Here is a 19,005-nt window from a genome sequence, read left to right on the forward strand (position 1 = left end):
TGGGCGAATGGCGCCGACATCTACGTCTTCGGTGAAAAGGCGGATGGTGGAGTCGACGTGGGTCAGCTCACCGAGGGTGCGCTGAAGCTCGAATTCCTTGTGCGCGATCTGCCCCGCCAGCTCCGCGCGCTTGCGGACAAGCGCGTGGAGCACACGGGGCTGCTCGACGCTGGATGGGATGACTGGGTTTGCCATCCCACTATGGTGCCAATCATCCTAGGCCTTGGGTGCCCACCAGCTTGGGTGTGTTTGCGCCATAAGGCCGGGCTTCGCCTCGTCCACCCTCCCCTAAAGAGGAGGGATGGGTTACGCCCTAGCCGCCTCGCTTCTAGGTGTAGGTCGCGAAGGTCCCCAGGGCCTTGGCGATGGCCTGCCACTGGGGCGTCTCGGCCAGCGGCACGCGGATCAGTTCGATGATCACCACCGCCGCGCCCCCGATCACATAGACAGGGTGGGGCCGGCCGCGCTTGCGCCAGTCATAGACGACAGCCGCCAGGATCAGCACCGCCACCACGAGGCCGGCGCCGACCGTGGTCGCCACCGGCGCAGGCGGCATCAGGCCGGGCCGTGAGCCCGGTCCGCCACCGCCCCCGACCGTCAGGAAAAAGAACCGGCCGATCGGCGCCTGCAGGATGCTGATCGTCGCCAGCATCATCAGCCGCTTGTGGACCTCAGGCGTCTTCACCGTCACCACAGCCCAGGCCACCAGCACCGCGAACAGCACCGCCGCGCTCAGCGGCACAATGGCGAAGGCGCGCGCGGCTTCGGCGTGACCGTCTGCGACGCCCTTCTGCATGCTGGCGATGCTGGTGGCCAGGCCCACGAAGACCATTGCCGTCGCCAGCGAAACGCCCGCCACGCCCCAGGCCCGGTGGTGCTGCATCTGGCCGCTGGCCGCCAGCCAGGTCTGGCTGAGGAAGAACAAGGTCCAGGCCGAGAACAACAGGCCGTGCAGGTGCAGGAGCGGGGAGCCCACGAACGTGCCGCCCGCCAGTTGCAACCAGTAGGTTTCCGCAAAACCGCTGAACGCGATCAGCACGAAGAGGCCCGCCATCCAGACGTAGAAAGTTCCCATCGCCCGCTGTGCGGGATTTATCGCCGTCGCCACCATGCGCGTGAGCCCCCAAGTGCTTCCCGGCCGCAGCATGCCCCCATTCTGCGAACGCCGCTATCCCGCAACACAGCGTCACCAAGCGTGTTTTGGCTCCTCCGCCCGACGCATGGCATAGCCGCGCCGCGAAATGCGAGAGGCCCGCCCATGATCCCGTTCATCGACCTGCAGGCGCAGCGCCGGCGCCTCGGCCAGCCGCTGGAGGATGCGATCCTCAAGGTGGTGCGCTCCGGCGCCTACATCATGGGCCCGGAGATCGGCGAGTTCGAACGCCAGCTCGCGGCCTTCGGCCACGCCCCCTTCGCGCTGTCCTGCGGCTCGGGCACCGAGGCCCTGGTGCTGCCGCTGATGGCCTGGGGGATCGGGCCGGGCGACGCCGTCTTCTGCCCCTCCTTCACCTTCGCCGCCACCGCCGAGGCCATGCCGCTGGTGGGCGCCTCGCCGGTGTTCGTGGACATCGATCCGCAGACCTACAACCTCGACCCGGAAAGCCTGCAGGCGGCGATCGAGGCGGTGAAGCGCGAGGGCAAGCTGACCCCGCGCGCGGTCATCGCCGTCGACCTGTTCGGCGGTCCGGCCGACTATCCCGCCATCGCCCGGGTCTGCGCCAAGCACGGCCTGAAGCTGATCAGCGATTCCGCCCAGGGCTTCGGCTGCACGCTTGGCGGCAAGCACCCGATCCACTGGGCCGACGTCGCCACCACCTCCTTCTTCCCGGCCAAGCCGCTCGGCTGCTACGGCGACGGCGGGGCGGTGCTGTCGAAGGACGCGGGCTTCCACGACCTCTTGGTGTCCTTGCGCGTGCACGGCCAGGCGGTGAAGTCGGACATCGAGGGCAAGACCTTCGAGCACGACCCGAAATACCTGAACGTCCGTATCGGGATGAACTCCCGCATGGATACCATCCAGGCCGCCATCCTCATCGAGAAGCTGAAGATCTTCGAGGACGAAATCGCCGCCCGCAACCGCGTCGCCGACCGCTATGCGGCGGCCCTGGGCGACGTCGTGAAGACGCCGACCGTGGCTGACGGCGGCGTCAGCGTCTGGGCGCAGTACACCATCGAGCTTTCCGGCCGCGACCAGCTCGGCCCCTACCTGCGGGAACAGGGCGTCCCCACCGCCGTCTACTACCCGATCCCGATCCACAAGCAGGGCGTCTACTCGGTCTACCCGACCGCGCCCGGCGGCCTGCCCGTCACCGAGGCCAAGGCCGGCCAGGTCATCAGCCTGCCGATGCACCCCTACCTCAGCGAAGAAGATCAAGATACCGTCGTTACGGCAATTCGAACCTTCGTGAAGCGGAACGACTGAACGTCGTTCGTATAACGCGGTATACCTAAGTAGTCCCTGAATATTCACGTCCCAGGGGATTCCGGTTGTTAAGATTCAATCAACCGTTCATCTGGGGGCCGTACAGTTGCGTACCTGGGCGTAGTGGGGACTGCTATGAAAATTAAATCGTTGATGGCCGGCGCGGCCATCGCTCTGGCGACTTCGATGGCCGCCATGTCGGCCGGCGCGACCGAACTTGTCACCAACGGCAGCTTCGAAACCGGCGACTTCACCGGCTGGGCGCAATTCGGCGACACGGACCACACCGGCGTTGCCGCTGGCTGCTTTGACTTTGGCTGCCCCACCGACGGCAGCGATCTGGCCTATTTCGGACCGGTAAATGGCGTCGGCGGCATCTCGCAGACGCTCGCGACGGGCGCAGGCCTCTACGACATCTCCTTCGACCTCAGCAACAACGGCGGCGCCTTCTTCAGCGCCGATTTCGGCGGCGCCAACCTGCTGCTGAACCCGCCCGGCGAAGGCGTCACGCATTACAGCTTCACGAACGTCGCGGCGTCCGGCCCGACGACGCTGAGCTTCTCCACCCTCGACGTGCCGGCCTATTACACGCTCGACAACATCAGCGTGACGGCCGGCGTGCCCGAGCCCGCCAGCTGGGCGCTGATGATCGGCGGCTTCTTCGGCCTCGGCGCCACGCTGCGCACGGCCCGCCGCCGGACGGCCGCCGCGGCCGCCTGACCAGCGAAAGCCAGCACGGGGCCGCCCGCTTGGCGGCCCCTTCTGCGTCGGGTCGCGGATATGTCACAGGCTTCGGTCAAGCTTGGCCATTCGCCGCCGCCCCGGACCTTGCCGCCCACCTTCATGCGCACCATCGCCGTCATTGCGCGCAAGGGCGGATCCGGCAAGAGCACGGTCGCGGTGCATCTGGCGCTCGCCGCCCACATGCGCGGCCGCAAGGTGCTGCTGGCCGACACCGACGCCCAGCGGTCCGCGAGCCAGGTGCTGAAGGGCCGCCGCGGCGCCGGGCCCGAGCTCGCCGAAACCTCAGGCGCCAAGCTCTTTACCCTGCAGTTGGCGTCGATCCGCGCGGATGTCGACCTGATGGTCGTCGACACCCCGGCGGTGGTCGAGGACGAGATCAGCCACGCCATCGTCGCCGCCGACCTCTGCCTGCTGGTGATCCGGCCGACCTTCCTCGACCTGGCGGCGGCGATCCAGACCTCGGAAATCGTGCGCCGGCTGCGCAAGCCCGCCCTGGTGGTGCTGAACCAGGCGCCGTCGCCGCGCGCCGGCGTCGAGACGCCCTCGGTGAAGCGCGCGCTGGAGGCGCTGAAGCTGCTGCGCCTGCCGGTGATCCCCACCATCCTGCGGGCGCGGATCAGCTATCAGGCTGCGTTCGAGACCGGCCGCTCGGTGGAGGAGCTGGATCCGCCGGCCGAGGCGGGCCGGGAAGCGGCCGACCTCTGGGCCTTCGTCGAAGGCTTCCTGTTCGGCCGCGCCGTCACCGAGCGCACGGGCTGACGCGCCCCGCTCCGCCCTACCCCCAGAACGGCTTCAGCTCGGCGGCGTCGGTCAGGCCCTGCGCCAGGCCCGCCCGGGCGGCGGCGGGGCGGCGGCGGAAGTCCATCAGGTTGACGCCGAAGGCCTCGATGCTGGCGTCGTCGGGGGTGATCACCACGACCGTCGAGCCGCCGTGCTTGAGGCTCTCGACCTCCTCGTCGAAGCGCGCGGCGATCCGCTCCGCCGCCGCCCCGCCGGCCGCGCCCAGCCGCACCGCGATCACCACAACCAAGTCATGGCCCGCCGCCATGTCGGCATTGGTGGACGAGCGCATGCCGCCGTCGATGTAGCGCCGCCCGTTCAGCGTCACCGGCGGATAGACCCCCGGCACGCTGCAGCTCGAGGCCACGGCCCGCACCACGCCGACGCCCGAGTCCTTGGTCCAGAGCTGGAAGGCGCCCGTCTCGGCGTCCACCGCGGTACAGCCGAAGCCCCGCTCCGGCCAGGCGTCCGCCGGCAGGCTTGCGAACGAGCGGCCGAAGCTTGCGATGAACGCCGCCTCGTCAATGGTCTGGGCCGCCAGCGCGAAGGCGCCGATCTCCGCCCGCGCCTCGGCTGGATTGCGCAAGCCCCCCTGCGCCTCGCCTATCATCTGCATCAGCCTGGAGAGGTCCGCGGGCGGGGCGCCGCCGCTCGCGGGCCGCCCATCCTCGCCGGGGATGCGGTCGGCGAGGATCGGATCGGCCAGGGTCTTTGCGTCCGCCCCCAGCGCCAGCCGGGCGCCGACGAAGGATCCCGCCGAGGTGCCCATGGTGAAATCCGCCCGGCCCAGGTCGACGCCGGCCTGCGCCAGCCCGGCCACCAACCCGCTCTCCCAGGCGATCCCCACGGGCCCGCCGCCCCCCAGCACCAGCGCCCGCGTCATAGCTCACTCCCGTTTTGCCGTTGGAGCATCGACGCGGCCGCACCCCCTGTCCACGGCTACCTGCGGCGGGACGCTAGGCCGCGACCCGCTTTCGGCGCATCAGCTCGCCGCAACTTTGGGATATGAGCTCGGCGGTCTCCGGATCGAGCCGGGTCTTCCAATCGCCTACCACGCCCTTGCGCAGGAAGGAGGATGCGTCCTCCTCGCCGGCCTTGCGTCCAGCCAGCGCCTCGAAGCTGGTGGCGGCGGCGACCTGCTCGACCAGAACGCGCTCGGCCGACGCGCCAAGGAAGCGGAACAGCCGCTCGGTCTCGCCGACGGGATCGAGGTGCAGATCACGATAGTTCAGCTCATGAACCAGCTTCGGACGGGCCCGGGCGAAGTCGTCGACCGCCCTTACCGCGTCGATCCACATCTGCATGGCGCTTTCGACCGCCTTCCGATGCTGTTCGGCTCCCGGCGTGAAGACCTCGCGGTAGCCGGCGCGGTGGTTGAAGGCCAGGCGCGAGACGACGACGTCGCGCGGGTCGCGAACGATGTGGATGATCTTTGCCTCCGGAAACAGCCGGTGGAGCTGGCCCAGGTCCCGGGTGTAGCCGGGGGTCTTGTCGCCGATCCAGCGGGTCCGGGCGTCGGCCCGGGCGCCTAGCCTCTGCAGGATGAAGCTGCGCACCAGTTCGTCGAACTCGGACTGGCTGATCGCGCCGTAGTAAGGGCTGCCCTCGTAGACATGCTTGGCCTCGACCGTAAGGCTCTGGTTATAGGTGTTGACCACCTTTGCCACCGGGGAGCTGAAGCGCCTGACGAAATGGCCCTCGCCGGAGCAGCAGACTTCCGGGTGGGCGTCGAGGATGCGTTGCAGCCAGGTGGTGCCCGACCTGGGGGCCCCACAGGCAAAGAAGATGTTCACGCCGAAGGACCCCCACAGACCCGACTCATAACGTGAGCATAAGAATCTGAAGGACCTTACGTCCAGGTGAACGCGTGGCGGCGAGTGACTTTCGCCAGATCCCTTGCGATGCGCCCTCCATCTTGCGCGCCCAACGTCCTCGTGGGATGCGTTGAGTCAAACAAATGTTTGGACAGGAAGCGCCACCATGAAGGCTGCGGTCTACTACGAGAACGGCGGCCCGGACGTCTTCAGGTACGAGGAGGTTCCCGATCCCGAATGCCACCGCAAAGGCATCGTCATCCGCGTCGAGGCGGTGTCGATCGAGGGCGGCGACACGCTGAACCGCTTCCGCGGCGCCCTGATGACCAAGCCGCACATCGTGGGCTACCAGGCGGCCGGCGAGGTCGTGCAGGTGGGCGACGAGGTCGAGGGCATCAAGGTCGGCGACAAGGCGGTCACCACCGGCGCCTTCGGCAGCCACGCCGAGCTGCGCGCCGTGGCGGCCCGCACCGCCTGGGTGATCCCGCCCGGCATGGACGTGCGCCAGGCCGCCGCGATTCCCGTGCCGTTCGGCACCGCTCACGACTGCCTGTTCGAGTTCGGCCGCATGAAGAAGGGCGAGATCGTGCTGGTGCAGGCCGGCGCGAGCGGCGTCGGCGTCGCCGCGATCCAGCTCGCCGCCCGGGCCGGCGCGGCCATGGTGCTGGCCACCGCCTCCTCCGACGAACGCCTGGAGCGCCTGAGGCCCTTGGGCCTGACCCACGGCATCAACTACCAGCGCGACGACGTGCCCACCGAAGTCGCGCGGCTCACCGACAAGCACATGGCCGACGTGATCGTCGACAGCGTCGGCGGACCCACCCTGCAGTCCTCGATCCTGTCGCTGGCCTACCGCGGCCGGGTCTCCATGGTCGGCCAGGCGGGCCGCGAGCCGATGAAGGTCGACGTCGGCTCGATGATGGGCGGCAACCGCACGCTCTCGGGCGTCTTCCTGGGCGCCGAGATCGCCACCGACCGCGTCCACGACAACATCCAGCAGCTGATCCAGGACGTCGCCGACGGGAACCTGCAAGTGGTCATCGACAGGACCTTCTCCCTGAAGGACGCCGCCGAGGCCCACCGCTACATCGAAAGCCGCCAGGCGGTGGGGCGAGTGTTGCTGATTCCGTGAGACGAATAGTTGCTCCCCTTCGGGGGAGCTGTCAGCGAAGCTGACTGAGGGGGTCCGCTCAGACCGCGGATGACCCCCTCCACCGCTTCGCGGTCCCCCTCCCCCAGAGGGGGAGGAAATGGGAGACCCAGAATGCCCCGCGCCCGCAACGGCAACGTCGAGATCGAATACCAGAGCTTCGGCGACGATCGCCCGGAGACCGTCCTGCTGGTCAACGGCCTGGGCTCGCAGATGACCCGCTGGCCGGAGGCGTTCTGCGAGAAGCTGGTGGCCAAGGGCTACCGCGCCATCCGCTTCGACAACCGCGACACCGGCCTCTCCACCTGGCCGACCGAGGCCTACAGCCTGAAGGATATGGCCAATGACGGCGTCGCCGTGCTGGACGCCGCGGGCGTCAGGAAGGCGCACATCGCCGGGGTCTCCATGGGCGGGATGATCGTCCAGCGGCTGGCCCTCGACCATCCGGGCCGGGTGCTCTCGATGACCTCGATCATGTCCACCACCGGCGCGGCCGACGCCTTCAAGTCGACGCCGGAGGCCGCCGCCGTGCTGAATGCGCCGCCCCCCGACCCCAAAGCGGATTTCGAAGCCTTCGTGGAGAACCGCATGGCCAACGCCCGCACCATCGGCAGTCCGGCCTATCCCTGGACCGACGAAGAGAACCGCGCCCGGGTGATCGCCGAGTACAACCGCGCCTTCAATCCCGTGGGCGTGGGGCGTCAGCGCAAGGCCGTCGAGGCCGACGGCGACCGGACGGCGGCGCTCCGCGGCCTCAATATCCCGGTCGTGGTGCTGCACGGCGCCGATGACCCGCTCTTGATGAAAATCGGCGGCGAGGCGACCGCCGCGGCCATTCCCGGCGCCGAGCTGCGGATCATCCCCGGCATGGGCCACGACCTGCCGCCCGGCCTCTACGAGGTCTTCATCGACGCCATCACCGCCGCGGCCAGCCGCGCCAAAACCAACGCTTAGAAGACGCAAGAGGACCACCATGGGACGTCTCCAGGGCCGCACGGCCGTCATCACCGGCGCCGCCAGCGGCATCGGCCGCGCCGCCGCCCTGCTCTTCGCCCGCGAGGGTGCGCGGGTGGTCTGCGTCGACCGCGCCGAGGCGGTGGACGAGACCGCCGAGATGGTCGGCAAGGCCGGCGGCAAGGCGGTGGCCATGACCGGCGACGCCGGCGACGACGCCTTCGTGAAAAGCTACATCGACCGCGCCCAGGCCGAGTACGGAACCCTCGACGTGGTCTGGGCCAACGCCGGCGTCTCCGGCGGCTGGACGCCGCTGCACGAGCAGACCGCCGACTACTGGGCCGAGATCCTGCGGGTGAACCTGATCGGCGCCTTCCTGGCCGTGAAGCACGCCTCGGTCCCGATGATCGCCGCCGGCAAGGGCTCGATCATCTGCACGGCCTCGGTGGCCGGCATCCGCTCCGGGGCCGGCGGACCTGCCTATTCGGCGTCGAAGGCGGGCGTCATCAGCCTGGCCCAGACCTCGGCCAACGAGTTCTACGGAACGGGCGTGCGGGTCAACGCCATCGCGCCCGGCCTGATCGAGACCGGCATGACCAAGCCGATCTTCGAGGGCGCGCGGGCCCGCGGCAACGAGGACAAGATCGGCCAGCTCAACCCGCTGACCCGCTACGGCGTGCCCGACGAGATCGCCCATGCCGGCTTGTTCCTGGCCTCCGACGACTCATCCTACGTCAACGGCCAGACCATCGCCGTCGACGGCGGGCTCTCGACCTCCCACCCTGTGGTGCGTCGCAAGCGGTGATGTACCTCGCGTGATTTATCTTGTTCGGCACGGCCAGACCGAGTTCAACCGCGAACGCCGCATCCAGGGCCATGTGGACTCACCGCTCACCGCGCTGGGCGTCCGCCAGGCCGGGGCGGTGGGCCGCCTGTTGCGCGACCTGATCCGCGAGCCGGACGGCTGGCGGATCGTCTCCAGCCCGCTCGGCCGCGCGGCGAGCACCGCCGCGATCGTCGCGGGCAAGCTCGGCGGCCTCCCTGTCGAGCTCGATGAACGCCTCAAGGAGATGAGCTGGGGCCCGCACGACGGCCGGCTGCGCGCCGAGCTGGAGGCCGAGCATCCCGACACCTTCGGCCGCACCGGCTGGGCCTTCGACGCCTCGGCCGGCGAGACCTATGAGGAGGTGGCCACCCGCGTCGGCGACTGGCTGGCCAGCCTGCCGCCGGAGCCTAAGCGGAAGATCGTCGCCGTCAGCCACGGCATCTCCGGCCGGGTCCTGCGCGGCCTCTACGCCAACCTCTCCCGAGATGAATCCGGCCAGCAGGACGTGCCACAGGACGCCGTCTACCTGCTGCAGCACGGCGGCGTCGGCCGCATCGACTGTGAGCCGCTGGAGTGACGCGCCGCTACGCCGGCGTCCGCCACCGCGGCCGCTGAAGGACGCGCTCCGGGCCCAGCCAGTGGGTCAGCGCCAGGACCGCCAGGGTCGTCGCGACGCCGAGCACAAACGCGCCGGCGGCCGTCGCCGAGACGCCCGCGGGGCCCACCCTCAGCGGCTTGGGGTCCATCCAGTGGACGAGCTCCCCGTCGGGGCCTGGCTGGCCGAGATCATCCACCTCCTCGACGACCTGTTCGCTCATGGCAAAGCCTCCCGCTGACGGTCCACCGTGGCTAACCCGCCCGCATGGCGGGGGTTCCGCGCCGCCGACACCAGGGCTAGAAAGCAGCGCGTCTCCCTATCCTTGACCCATCGCAAGCAGACCATGGCCGGACATTCCAAGTTCAAGAACATAATGCACCGCAAGGGCCGCGCCGACTCCGCGCGCTCGAAGCTGTTCTCCAAGCTCTCCCGCGAGATCACCGTCGCGGCCAAGTCAGGCCTGCCCGATCCCGCCATGAATGCGCGGCTGCGGCTGGCGGTAAACAACGCCAAGGGCGAATCCCTGCCCAAGGACGTCATCGAGCGGGCCATCAAGAAGGCCAGCGGCGGCGACGCGGAATCCTACGAAGAGATCCGCTACGAGGGGTTCGGCCCAGGCGGCGTCGGCGTGATCGTCGAGGTGCTGACCGACAACCGCAACCGCGCCGCCTCCAACGTGCGCTCCACCTTCTCGAAGAACGGCGGCAACCTCGGCGAGACCGGCTCGGTGGCCTTCATGTGGGACCGGGTGGGCCAGATCGTCTACGGGCCGCAAGCCGGCTCCGAGGACAAGGTGATGGAGGCCGCCATCGAAGCCGGCGCCGAAGACGTGGAATCCGACGAGGACGGCCACACCATCTACACGGCCTTCGAGGACCTCTCGGAGGTCGCCGCGGCGCTGGAGGCCGCGCTCGGCCCGGCCAAGTCCACCACCGTCGCCTGGCGGCCCAAGGCCCGCACCCCGGTGTCCGGCGAGGCCGCCGCCGGCCTCATGAAACTGCTGGAGTCGCTGGAGGACGAGGACGACGTCCAGAACGTCTATTCCAACGAGGACATCGACGCCGCCGAGCTGGAGAAGCTCGCGGGATAGACCCCTCCACGGTGTCACCCCGCGAGCTGCGCAGCAGTTGTCCGGGACCCATAGACACCATGCTCTCAAGCCAGTCTCGGACGTTGGCGTCTATGGATCCCGGTCTTTGCGCAGCCTGTCCTCGGGCCAGCCATTCGGCCGGTCCCGGGGGCAAAACCGGGATGACATTGGGGGATTGGCTTACGCTGCGTGGGGGTGCGAAGCTGTCGGCAAATGAGGGGGGAACCAAGATGAAACTGCTTTTCGCCGCCGCCGCGGCCCTGACGCTGGCCGCCAGTGCTCTGGCCGCCGGTGCGGCCCGCGCCGCCGACTTCGTGACCATTCCGCTGGAGACCACGATCGACAAGCCGGCCGACGCGGCCTGGAAGAAGATCTCCGGCTTCTGCGACATCGGCGCCTGGATGAAGACCACCTGCGTCATCACCTCGGGCAAGGACGGCGAGGTGGGCGCGGTGCGCCGCATCGCCGACCGGATCGATGAGCTGCAGGTCGCCAGGACCGCGTGGTCCTACTCCTACTCGCAGCCGAAATCGCCGACCGATTACCACGGCACCGTGGAGATCCGCCCGATCGACAAGGGCCACTCGAAGCTCCTCTACACGCTGGTCTACGACGCCGACGCCCTGCCGAAGCACGAGCCGGCGGACAAGACCGCTGACAAGGAGCGCCGCACGAAGCAGTTCACCAATGTGCTGGCGACCATGAAGGGCATCGCGGAAGCCAAGTAAGCCGCGCCCGGCCCGCTCAGATCCAGCGGAACGTCACCGCCACATAGGCCGCCACCAGCACCAGCAAGGCGATCACCGCGAGACGGCCGATGAGCTTGCGCCGCGCCGTTTCGCGCGCCTGGTCGTCGCCGTCGCTCATCGGGGCGCCACGAGGCATTCCGGCCGCCCGCGCGCCTCAGATGTGGTCGTGTCTCGCATCGCCCAGGTCTCCTGCCGCCGCCGGGCGCCATCCTCCCACGGATGCCGCGCTGGCTTAAGCCGCCATCTGGCGTCGGCGGACGGACTTCACCGAATCCCCCCGCATGCACCCCGTCCGTGCTATAGCAGACATACCGACGAGCCGTGGCCGCCCAGGCGCGGTGGCGTGACCTCGCGACAATCGACCCCGGGTACGGCTTTCGCTCCGCGAGCCTCCGGCTCCTTCATGAAGGGTCAGCCATGGCTGCCCACCCGCCGCTCGAGCCTGATGTTTCCGTCAACCTGGCGTTGGCGGTCGTCGATTCCTCAACCGCGCCTCTGCTGCTGCTGGACGGCGACTTCCGGGTCGTCGCGGCCAGCAAGTCTTTCTGCGCAGCGTTCCAGATCGCCCCGGACAAGGCGACCGGGGTGCTGGTCTTCGAACTGGGGGCCGGCGAATGGAATATGCCGCGGCTGCGCTCGCTGCTCGACGCGACGGCCGGCGGCGACGCCGAGATCGACGCCTACGAGATGGACCTCAAGAGCAAGCGCCAAGGCCCGCGGCGCCTGGTGCTGAATGCGCGCAAGATCGATTACGGGCCCGCCGAGGACGTCCGCCTGCTGCTCACCGCCATCGACGTCACCGACGCCAGGATCGCCGAGAAGCTGAAGGACGACCTGCTGCGCGAAAAGGCCATCCTGCTGCAGGAGGTGCAGCACCGCGTCGCCAACAGCCTGCAGATCATCTCCAGCGTGATCCTGCAGAGCGCGAAGCACGCGCACTCCAGCGAGGCCCGCCACGACCTGCAGGCGGCCCATGAGCGGGTGTTGTCGGTGGCCGAGGTGCAGCGCCAGCTCGCCACCTCCACCCTGGGCGACGTCGGGCTCAAGGCCTACTTCAGCCAGCTCTGCCAGAGCCTCGGCGCCTCGATGATCCGCGACCACAAGCAGCTCAGCATCGAGGTCGACGCCGACGACAGCGCGGTCGGCGCGGACGCCTCGGTCAGCCTGGGCCTGATCGTCACCGAGCTGGTGATCAATGCGCTCAAGCACGCCTTCCCCGGGCGCCGCCAAGGCAAGATCATCGTCGCCTATCACACCCGCGGCCCCAACTGGACGCTTTCGGTGAGCGACAACGGCGCGGGCATGCCCAAGGATGCGGCCAGCGCCAGGCCAGGCCTCGGCACCACCATCGTCGAGGCGCTGGCGAAACAGCTGCGGGCCGCGGTCACGGTCACCTCTGCCGAACCCGGGACCAAGGTCTCCGTGGTCCACGCCCAGATCGCCGTCGTGCCGGATTCGAGCGTCGAGCCTTCCGTCGCGGTCTGAGGTCTCGGACAGGTCGAGGCGACGCTCCGCTAGCGGCGGAACCAAGCGTCACGACACGCCTTTTTGCTCCCGAACTTCAAACGGGAGACGCTCATGAAACACGTCCTCTTCCTCACCGCGGCGACCGTCGCGGCCCTCTCGCTCGCCGCCTGCAACAAGCCGGCGAGCACCACCGCCGCCGACGCCGGCGCCACGGCCAGCGCGACCGCCTCCGACGCCACCCAGGCGACGGGCCAGGCCGTGAACAAGGCCGAAGACGCCACCGGCGCCGCGGTCGGCGCGACCTCGGCCACCACCGTGGGCTCGCACGACACCGCCGCCTTCGTCTCGAACGCCAGCCAGGGCGACATGTACGAAATCCAGGCCGCGCAGATCGCCGAGAAGCGGTCGAAGAACCCGGACGTGAAGGCCTTCGCCAGGATGATGGTGAAGGACCACACCGCGCTCAGCAACAGCATGAAGCCGCTGATCCTCGCCGCCGGCCAGACCCCGGCCGCCAAGCTCGACAATCGCCGCCAGGGCTTCATCGACCACCTGAACAGCGCCAGCGGCGCGGACTTCGACAAGACCTACATCGACCAGCAGGTCGCCGCTCACGAGGAGGCGCTGACGCTCATGCAGGGCTACGCCAACGATGGCTCCGACCCGGGCCTCAAGGCCGGCGCGGCGAAGGCCGTGCCGATCGTGCAGGCGCACCTCGACAAGGCCAAGGCCATCCAGGCGTCGCTGAAGAAGTAGGCCCTACTCGACCGGCTCGGCCGCGGCGACCTTCTTGACCGCTTTCTTGCGGGTCGCCTTCGGCTTGGCCGCAGGCGCCTCGGCGGCCGCCCCGCGAACGTAGGAGGTGTCGCCGCGGTCGAGGGTGGACTGCGTCACCCCGCCCTGGTCCACGGCCACGCCGAGGTAGCGCATGCCGTCGGGGCCGTAGTTGATGTCGGCCATGGCGACCTTCGGGTCGCGCTTCAGCTCGGAGACGTCGCGCAGCGTCATGCGCAGGGTCATCGCCGTGCGCGCCACGCCGTCGGCGTCGGCCTGCTCGATGGCGAAGCGTGCTTCTTCAGCGGCGGAGCCGCGGCGGCGGGCGGGTTTCTGGGCGTGGGAGGAGACCATCTCAGGCGTCCGCGAAGAAGCCGTGCTCGCCGCTCACCCGCACCTGGCAGGCGCGGCCGGCGTCCTGCAGGGCCCGGGCGCGCTTGTTGGCGGCGGCCTTGGCTTCTTCCTTCTCGGCGGTGTGGTCGGAGAAAACGCCCTGGTGTTCAACCGCCCAGCGGCCTTCGTGGCGGGCCACGGTAAGGGTCTCGCGATCGGCTGCGCCACGTATGGCCATGAAGGTGATCCTTATAAGCGCGGCGCATGGGCCACGGCCCCGGGATGCTGTCGAATGACTGCGGGATAAGATTTCTATAGGTAAAACAGCGCGCTGTCTCCTCCTTTCAGCAAGGTTCAGGGGAATTTCCTTGCATCTTGCCCGACCGCATGGGAGGATGCCGCCATCGAATATCGTTTTGGCTCGCCCGCTCTCCATCCCCGATTTCCAAATCGGGCGCCGGAACTGCCCTCGACCCTCTCCGAAAATTTGATCTCGTCGCCCATCTCGGGCGCGTGAATACTTAAGGCCCGGAAGGGGATACTGATATGGCGACTGGTGTCGTGAAGTGGTTTAACGGCCAAAAAGGCTTTGGTTTCATCCAGCCCGATGATGGCGGACAAGACGTGTTCGTGCACATCTCGGCCGTGGAGCGCGCGAACCTCGCGTCGCTGCACGAGGGTCAAAAGATCAGCTACGAGCTGGAAAAAGACCCGCGCAATGGCAAGACGTCCGCCGGCCAGCTGCAAAGCGCCTAAGGACTGAAGCCGGCTCTCTCGAGAGCCGCGCAAGACCAACGAGGGCCGGCGCCGCGAGGCGCCGGCCCTTTCGTTTGGGCGGTGGCCTGCTCGACGGCGCTGCGGTCGCGTTGACCGGCATGGCGCCGCTTCCTACTTGCAGGCCTGCGATCGGCGTTCGACAAGAAGACGCGCCGCCTCTTGAGCCCAAAGGAAAACGTCCATGATCCGCACCGCCGCAACAGCGCTCGCCCTCCTCGCCCTGTCCGCAGCCGCCACGCTCGCCCAGACGCCCGCGCCGGCCACGCCGCCGACGCCCACGGTGGTCCGCGGCACGGTCAGCGCCATGACCGACGCGTCGCTGACGGTGAAGACCGACAAGGGGCCGCAGGTCGTGGGCCTGGCCCCCACCTGGACGGTCGCGGTGATGAAGCCGGTGGCCATCGACGCCATCCAGCCCGGCAGCTTCATCGGCACGGCCGAGATGCCCGGCAAGGAGGGGATGGGCAAGTCGCTGGAAGTCCACGTCTTCCCGCCCGGCGTGAAGATGGGCGAAGGCCACTACGGCTGGGACCTCAAGCCGGGCTCGATGATGACCAACGGCACGGTCGGGACCGTGGTCGCCGGCAAGAAGGGCTCGCGGGAATTGGACGTGAGCTACTCCTACGGCAAGCGCCACATCACCGTGCCGGCCAATGTGCCAGTGGTGCAGATCGGCCCCGGCAAGCGCGAGATGGTGAAGGTCGGCACGCCGGTGTTCATGGTCGTCCAGAAGGGCCCCAGCGGCCCGATGGCGGGCTCCGTCTCGGTCGGGGAGAACGGCGCCAAGCCGCCGATGTGACAGGCCCAACCGTGCTAGAGGGGGCGGCGTGACCGACGACGCCGCATCCCTGCCCCAGGCTCCGCCCAAGCCCAACCCCTTCGTGGGGCCCGGCATCCTGCTGGTCTGGCTGGCGCTGGTCGGGTTGCTGCTGCGCCAGCCGAGCGGACCGCTGGTCTTCGCCGTCGTGATGGTGGGTTGGATCCTCTCGGTGATGGCCCACGAGTTCAGCCACGCCGCGGTCGCCTGGCTCGGCGGCGACCATACGGTGGCCGAGAAGGGCTACCTGTCCTTCGACCCGCGCCGCTACGGCGACCTGGGGGTCAGCCTGGTGCTGCCGCTGATCGCGCTGCTGCTGGGCGGCGTCGGTTTCCCGGGCGGCGCGGTCTATCTGCGCAACGACCTGATGCGCGGGCGGCTCTGGCGGGCGGCCGCCTCCCTGGCGGGACCGGGCGCGACCCTGGTGATCCTGCTGGGGCTGACCTTCGGCCTCAGGGTCTGGGCGAACGCCGGCCTTGAGGGCCCTGGGCCTGTGGCCCTCTTCGAGGCGCTGACGGTCTTGGCCTTCCTGCAGGCGATGGGCCTGATCCTCAACCTGCTGCCGATCCCCGGCCTCGACGGCTTCGGCGCGATCCGCCCGTTCCTGCCGGCCAGCCTGACGCCCCACATCCGCAAGGCCGAGGGCCTGGTGATGGTGGGCCTGCTGCTGCTGATCTTCTGGGTCCCGGGCGCGAGCGCCGCGCTGTTCCGCGCCGCGGCCGGCCTCGGCGTCGCGCTGGGCCTCGACCTCGATGTGCTGAGGGCCGGCTGGGCGGCGTTCCACTTCTGGCGTACGCGGTGACTGCCGCCACCCCGCCCGCCGGCCTGACCGAGGCCGCCTACGAAGCCTGGGCGCGGGGCGAGGTCGACCATTGGCGCCGTCGGATGCTGGCGCCGCCCACCCGGCTCGACCGCATCGCCACAGCCGTCCAGATGCGGATCAATCGGATCATCCCCGAGAAGGTCCACACCGTGGTCACCGACGTCATCGAGCGGATGACCCGGGCGATCCTGGTCGGGGCGGACGCCACCACCTTCACCGCCCCGCTGACGGACACCACGCTCAGTGCGCGCGACCGGCAGGCGCGGACCGCCATCCTGGGCTACCGCGCCACCGCGGCGGCCGAGGGCGGGGTGACCGGCGCCGGCGGCTTCTGGCTGTCCGCGGCCGACTTCCCGGCGCTGATCGCCATCAAGCTCAAGCTGCTGTTCGAGCTGGCGGCGATCTATGGACATTCAGCGGAAGCCTTCGCCGAGCGCCTGTATATCCTGCACCTCTTCGAGCTGGCCTTCTCCGGCGCCGATCATCGCGCGGCGGTTCTCCAGACGCTCGAAGGCTGGGACGCCCGCAGCCATCCACAGAGCTTCGAGGCCTTCGACTGGCGGAAGTTCCAGGAGGAATATCGGGACTACATCGACCTGGCGAAGCTCGCGCAGATGATCCCGCTGATCGGCGCGCCGGTGGGCGCCGTGGCGAACTGGCGGCTGCTCGATCGGCTTGGCGACACCGCCGTCAATGGCTATCGGATGCGGTGGCTGGAGGCGAAGGCGTGAGAGCGCTGCTGCTGGCGCTGGCCTTCGCGGGTCCGGCGTTGGCGGGGCCTGCGGGTCTCACCGAGGCGCAGGTCCGAAGTCTTGTCGAGCGCCAGTCCCGCGCCTGGAACGCCGGCGACCTGGCCGGCTATTTCGCCACCTTCAGTCCAACCGCCCGGTTCACCGACCAGGCGCTTGCGAACGACAACAGCATCGTGCCCTACGGCGTCAGCACGCGCGCCGAGGCCCGCGCCCAGAGCGGGCGCGCGCTGACCCACGGCAAGGCGCGGGAGGCCGTGACCCTCGAGGCGGTCGCCATCGACCCGGACCGTCGGTCCGCCAGGGTTTCGGCCCGCGTGGTGTCTGAAATCGCCGGGGCTCGGGGCCTGCGCCGCGTCTGCGCCCGCCGGGTCGAGACCTTCGCACTCACACCGGCAGGCCCGCGCGCCACCGGCCAGACCGACACCGTGGTGCGTTGCCGGCCCGGCGCCGGCGGGTAGTTCGCCGTGGAGTCCCCAGGCGTATCCTGCTCGCACTGACTTCGGCCCGTCGTTCGGCGCCCGCGGCGTGGATCAATGCGCCAACCGGAAGTTGTTCGGCGGCGACGCCCCCGGACACCCCCTCAGTACATTTCGCGGCGCCGTTGCCTCGATTCCCGCCTCAATCAGCTTATTTCAGATTCTCGTGACAGGCGAATAAGCAAGTGCAGGTGTCCATAGATGTGTTTCGCATATGTCGCAATCCATATGGCCTAGTTTGCAGGTCTACTTTCTATGTGTTCTGAACATGCACCCCAATGCATCAATTTGCACCTATACGACGTTACCAAAGACAACCATAGCGTTTAACATCTATTATTCTTATATCTAAGCATCTCTTCAACCAGTGGTGGAGGATAAGGCGCCCTCTTGGAACCCTGAAGGAAGAACACCTTGTCCAATTTCATCGCCCGCACCGCTAGCCTCGCCCTGGCCCTCATCGCCCTGCCGCTCACCGCCGCCCACGCCCAGCCTTCGGTTCGGGTCGGCGACCTGAACCTGGCCAGCGACGCCGGTAAGGCGACCTTCTCCCACCGCCTGAACGTCGCGGCCGCTCAGGTCTGCGGCGACGAAAAGAACCTCTCGATCGAATACGCCTGCAAGGCCGCCGTCCGCGCCGAGGTGACGGAAAAGCTGGCGGCGATCACGCCCGCGACCCAGTTCGCCGCCCTGCCCGCGGCCCACGCCCAGCCGTCCGTTCGCATCGCGGACCTGAACCTGGCCAGCACGGCTGGTAAGGCTGCCTTCGCTCACCGTGTGAACGTCGCGGCCGCCGAAATCTGCGGCAACGAAAAGAACCTCTCGATCCAATTCGCCTGCAAGGCCGCCGTCCGCACCGAAGTGACGGAAAAGCTGGCGATGATCAGCCCGGTGACCCACCTCGCCGCCCGCTAGCCAAAGCCAGGCCCGTGACCGCCACCCGGTCGCGGGCCTCTATGGCCTGGCGCCGCGCGCCTTCCATTTCGGAGCGCGGCAGGTAGGTTGGCGGCCATGCTCCTGCGCCGCGCCGTCCTCGCCCTCGTCCTCGCCCTCGCCGCCACTGCGGCCTTCGCCGCCCCAGCCTTCGCCCAGACCGCCAGCCAGACCGCCAATCCGCGGGTGACGATCACCACGCCGCAGGGCGCGATGACGCTGGAGTTGTTCGCCGACAAGGCGCCGGTCACCACCGCCAACTTCCTGAAGTATGTCGACCGCAAGCTCTATGACGGCGCGACCTTCTACCGGGCGTCGAAGCCGGCCGGGCAGACCACCAACGACTACGGCACGATCCAGGGCGGCCTGCAGAACGACCCCAAGAAGGTGCTGCCGCCGATCGCGCACGAGAGCACCACGAAGACGGGCCTCAAACACACCGACGGGACCATCTCCATGGGCCGCCACGCGCCGGGCTCGGCCCAGGCCGACTGGTTCATCTGCATCGGCGACATGCCCTACCTCGACGCGACGCCCAAGGACCCCGGCTTCGCCGCCTTCGGCCGCGTGGTCGACGGCATCGACGTGGCCAAGACGATCCTCGGCCAGCCCGTCGATCCCAAGGCCGGTGTCGGAGCCATGAAGGGCGAAATGCTGGTCAAGCCGGTGCGCATCACCTCGATCCGCCGCGCGCCCCCCGCCCCGCCGGCCGCGCCCGCACCGCCG

25 protein-coding genes are annotated in these 19,005 nt (G+C 68.9%); 18 read left to right on the forward strand and 7 right to left on the reverse strand.

Annotated elements, in window-relative coordinates; genetic code table 11:
• Positions 1-328 precede the first annotated feature (328 nt).
• On the reverse strand, positions 329-1,147 hold the full coding sequence (locus tag JWP28_RS19080) for a hypothetical protein (RefSeq protein ID WP_299545440.1): 819 nt from the start codon (positions 1,145-1,147) through the stop codon (positions 329-331).
• A gap of 111 nt (positions 1,148-1,258) precedes the next feature.
• On the opposite strand from JWP28_RS19080, the gene JWP28_RS19085 reads away from it, so the two are divergent.
• The 3 genes from JWP28_RS19085 to JWP28_RS19095 all read left to right on the forward strand — a co-directional run bounded on the left by JWP28_RS19085 (position 1,259) and on the right by JWP28_RS19095 (position 3,925).
• A complete protein-coding gene (locus tag JWP28_RS19085; RefSeq protein ID WP_299545441.1) occupies positions 1,259-2,422 on the forward strand; it encodes a DegT/DnrJ/EryC1/StrS aminotransferase family protein in 1,164 nt (387 codons plus the stop codon).
• A gap of 153 nt (positions 2,423-2,575) precedes the next feature.
• Complete coding sequence (locus JWP28_RS19090; RefSeq protein WP_299545442.1) at positions 2,576-3,142, forward strand: PEPxxWA-CTERM sorting domain-containing protein; 567 nt, start codon at positions 2,576-2,578, stop codon at positions 3,140-3,142.
• A gap of 60 nt (positions 3,143-3,202) precedes the next feature.
• Positions 3,203-3,925, forward strand: coding sequence for a ParA family protein (locus JWP28_RS19095; RefSeq protein WP_299545443.1), 723 nt, complete (start codon positions 3,203-3,205; stop codon positions 3,923-3,925).
• Between the two features lie 16 nt (positions 3,926-3,941).
• On the opposite strand, the gene JWP28_RS19100 is transcribed toward JWP28_RS19095, so the two are convergent.
• Both JWP28_RS19100 and JWP28_RS19105 read right to left on the reverse strand, forming a co-directional pair.
• Positions 3,942-4,829 carry a patatin-like phospholipase family protein gene (locus tag JWP28_RS19100; protein ID WP_299545444.1) on the reverse strand — a complete coding sequence of 296 codons (888 nt, stop codon included), beginning with the start codon at positions 4,827-4,829 and terminating at the stop codon, positions 3,942-3,944.
• 73 nt (positions 4,830-4,902) lie between these two features.
• Positions 4,903-5,739, reverse strand: a complete 837-nt coding sequence (locus tag JWP28_RS19105) for a sulfotransferase (protein WP_299545445.1) — start codon at positions 5,737-5,739, stop codon at positions 4,903-4,905.
• A gap of 187 nt (positions 5,740-5,926) precedes the next feature.
• On the opposite strand from JWP28_RS19105, the gene JWP28_RS19110 reads away from it, so the two are divergent.
• From JWP28_RS19110 to JWP28_RS19125, 4 genes are all read left to right on the forward strand, one after another.
• Positions 5,927-6,892, forward strand: coding sequence for a zinc-binding alcohol dehydrogenase family protein (locus tag JWP28_RS19110; protein WP_299545446.1), 966 nt, complete (start codon positions 5,927-5,929; stop codon positions 6,890-6,892).
• A gap of 132 nt (positions 6,893-7,024) precedes the next feature.
• On the forward strand, positions 7,025-7,864 hold the full coding sequence (locus tag JWP28_RS19115; protein WP_299545447.1) for an alpha/beta hydrolase: 840 nt from the start codon (positions 7,025-7,027) through the stop codon (positions 7,862-7,864).
• 19 nt (positions 7,865-7,883) lie between these two features.
• Positions 7,884-8,669 (forward strand): SDR family NAD(P)-dependent oxidoreductase, encoded by a 786-nt coding sequence (locus JWP28_RS19120; RefSeq protein ID WP_299545448.1) that lies wholly within the window; start codon positions 7,884-7,886, stop codon positions 8,667-8,669.
• 10 nt (positions 8,670-8,679) lie between these two features.
• A complete protein-coding gene (locus JWP28_RS19125) occupies positions 8,680-9,267 on the forward strand; it encodes a histidine phosphatase family protein (RefSeq protein ID WP_299545449.1) in 588 nt (195 codons plus the stop codon).
• A gap of 7 nt (positions 9,268-9,274) precedes the next feature.
• Here JWP28_RS19125 and JWP28_RS19130 read toward each other — a convergent pair whose 3' ends face one another.
• Positions 9,275-9,508: a hypothetical protein gene (locus JWP28_RS19130; protein ID WP_299545450.1), complete on the reverse strand. Its 234-nt coding sequence runs from the start codon at positions 9,506-9,508 to the stop codon at positions 9,275-9,277.
• Between the two features lie 123 nt (positions 9,509-9,631).
• Here JWP28_RS19130 and JWP28_RS19135 point away from each other — a divergent pair, with 123 nt between their 5' ends.
• Together JWP28_RS19135 and JWP28_RS19140 are read left to right on the forward strand one after the other, a co-directional pair.
• Positions 9,632-10,378, forward strand: a complete 747-nt coding sequence (locus tag JWP28_RS19135; protein WP_299545464.1) for a YebC/PmpR family DNA-binding transcriptional regulator — start codon at positions 9,632-9,634, stop codon at positions 10,376-10,378.
• Positions 10,379-10,608: 230 nt separating this feature from the next.
• Positions 10,609-11,106, forward strand: a complete 498-nt coding sequence (locus JWP28_RS19140; RefSeq protein WP_299545451.1) for an SRPBCC family protein — start codon at positions 10,609-10,611, stop codon at positions 11,104-11,106.
• Between the two features lie 16 nt (positions 11,107-11,122).
• On the opposite strand, the gene JWP28_RS19145 is transcribed toward JWP28_RS19140, so the two are convergent.
• Positions 11,123-11,245, reverse strand: a complete 123-nt coding sequence (locus JWP28_RS19145; RefSeq protein ID WP_299545452.1) for a hypothetical protein — start codon at positions 11,243-11,245, stop codon at positions 11,123-11,125.
• 299 nt (positions 11,246-11,544) lie between these two features.
• On the opposite strand from JWP28_RS19145, the gene JWP28_RS19150 reads away from it, so the two are divergent.
• Both JWP28_RS19150 and JWP28_RS19155 read left to right on the forward strand, forming a co-directional pair.
• A complete protein-coding gene (locus JWP28_RS19150; RefSeq protein WP_299545453.1) occupies positions 11,545-12,612 on the forward strand; it encodes a PAS domain-containing sensor histidine kinase in 1,068 nt (355 codons plus the stop codon).
• A 93-nt stretch (positions 12,613-12,705) separates the two neighbouring features.
• Entirely contained in the window at positions 12,706-13,350 is a 645-nt protein-coding gene (locus JWP28_RS19155; protein ID WP_299545454.1) for a DUF4142 domain-containing protein, read from the forward strand.
• A gap of 3 nt (positions 13,351-13,353) precedes the next feature.
• On the opposite strand, the gene JWP28_RS19160 is transcribed toward JWP28_RS19155, so the two are convergent.
• A complete protein-coding gene (locus tag JWP28_RS19160) occupies positions 13,354-13,722 on the reverse strand; it encodes a hypothetical protein (protein ID WP_299545455.1) in 369 nt (122 codons plus the stop codon).
• 1 nt (position 13,723) lies between these two features.
• The gene (locus JWP28_RS19165; RefSeq protein WP_299545456.1) at positions 13,724-13,939 is read right to left on the reverse strand and encodes a hypothetical protein; all 216 of its coding nucleotides are present in this window, start codon (positions 13,937-13,939) and stop codon (positions 13,724-13,726) included.
• Between the two features lie 308 nt (positions 13,940-14,247).
• On the opposite strand from JWP28_RS19165, the gene JWP28_RS19170 reads away from it, so the two are divergent.
• From JWP28_RS19170 to JWP28_RS19200, 7 genes are all read left to right on the forward strand, one after another.
• The gene (locus JWP28_RS19170) at positions 14,248-14,457 is read left to right on the forward strand and encodes a cold-shock protein (RefSeq protein ID WP_299545457.1); all 210 of its coding nucleotides are present in this window, start codon (positions 14,248-14,250) and stop codon (positions 14,455-14,457) included.
• 202 nt (positions 14,458-14,659) lie between these two features.
• The gene (locus tag JWP28_RS19175; RefSeq protein WP_299545458.1) at positions 14,660-15,277 is read left to right on the forward strand and encodes a hypothetical protein; all 618 of its coding nucleotides are present in this window, start codon (positions 14,660-14,662) and stop codon (positions 15,275-15,277) included.
• 28 nt (positions 15,278-15,305) lie between these two features.
• A complete protein-coding gene (locus JWP28_RS19180) occupies positions 15,306-16,097 on the forward strand; it encodes a site-2 protease family protein (protein ID WP_299545459.1) in 792 nt (263 codons plus the stop codon).
• Positions 16,094-16,849, forward strand: a complete 756-nt coding sequence (locus tag JWP28_RS19185; RefSeq protein WP_299545460.1) for an EcsC family protein — start codon at positions 16,094-16,096, stop codon at positions 16,847-16,849. Before JWP28_RS19180 ends, JWP28_RS19185 begins: the two co-directional genes overlap by 4 nt.
• On the forward strand, positions 16,846-17,328 hold the full coding sequence (locus JWP28_RS19190) for a hypothetical protein (protein ID WP_299545461.1): 483 nt from the start codon (positions 16,846-16,848) through the stop codon (positions 17,326-17,328). The genes JWP28_RS19185 and JWP28_RS19190 overlap by 4 nt, the downstream gene beginning before the upstream one ends.
• 432 nt (positions 17,329-17,760) lie before the next feature.
• Positions 17,761-18,261, forward strand: coding sequence for a UrcA family protein (locus JWP28_RS19195; RefSeq protein ID WP_299545462.1), 501 nt, complete (start codon positions 17,761-17,763; stop codon positions 18,259-18,261).
• Between the two features lie 96 nt (positions 18,262-18,357).
• On the forward strand, positions 18,358-19,005 hold a 648-nt coding region (locus JWP28_RS19200; protein ID WP_299545463.1), incomplete at its 3' end, for a peptidylprolyl isomerase.

Source organism: Phenylobacterium sp. (assembly GCF_028290885.1).
GTDB lineage: Bacteria > Pseudomonadota > Alphaproteobacteria > Caulobacterales > Caulobacteraceae > Phenylobacterium.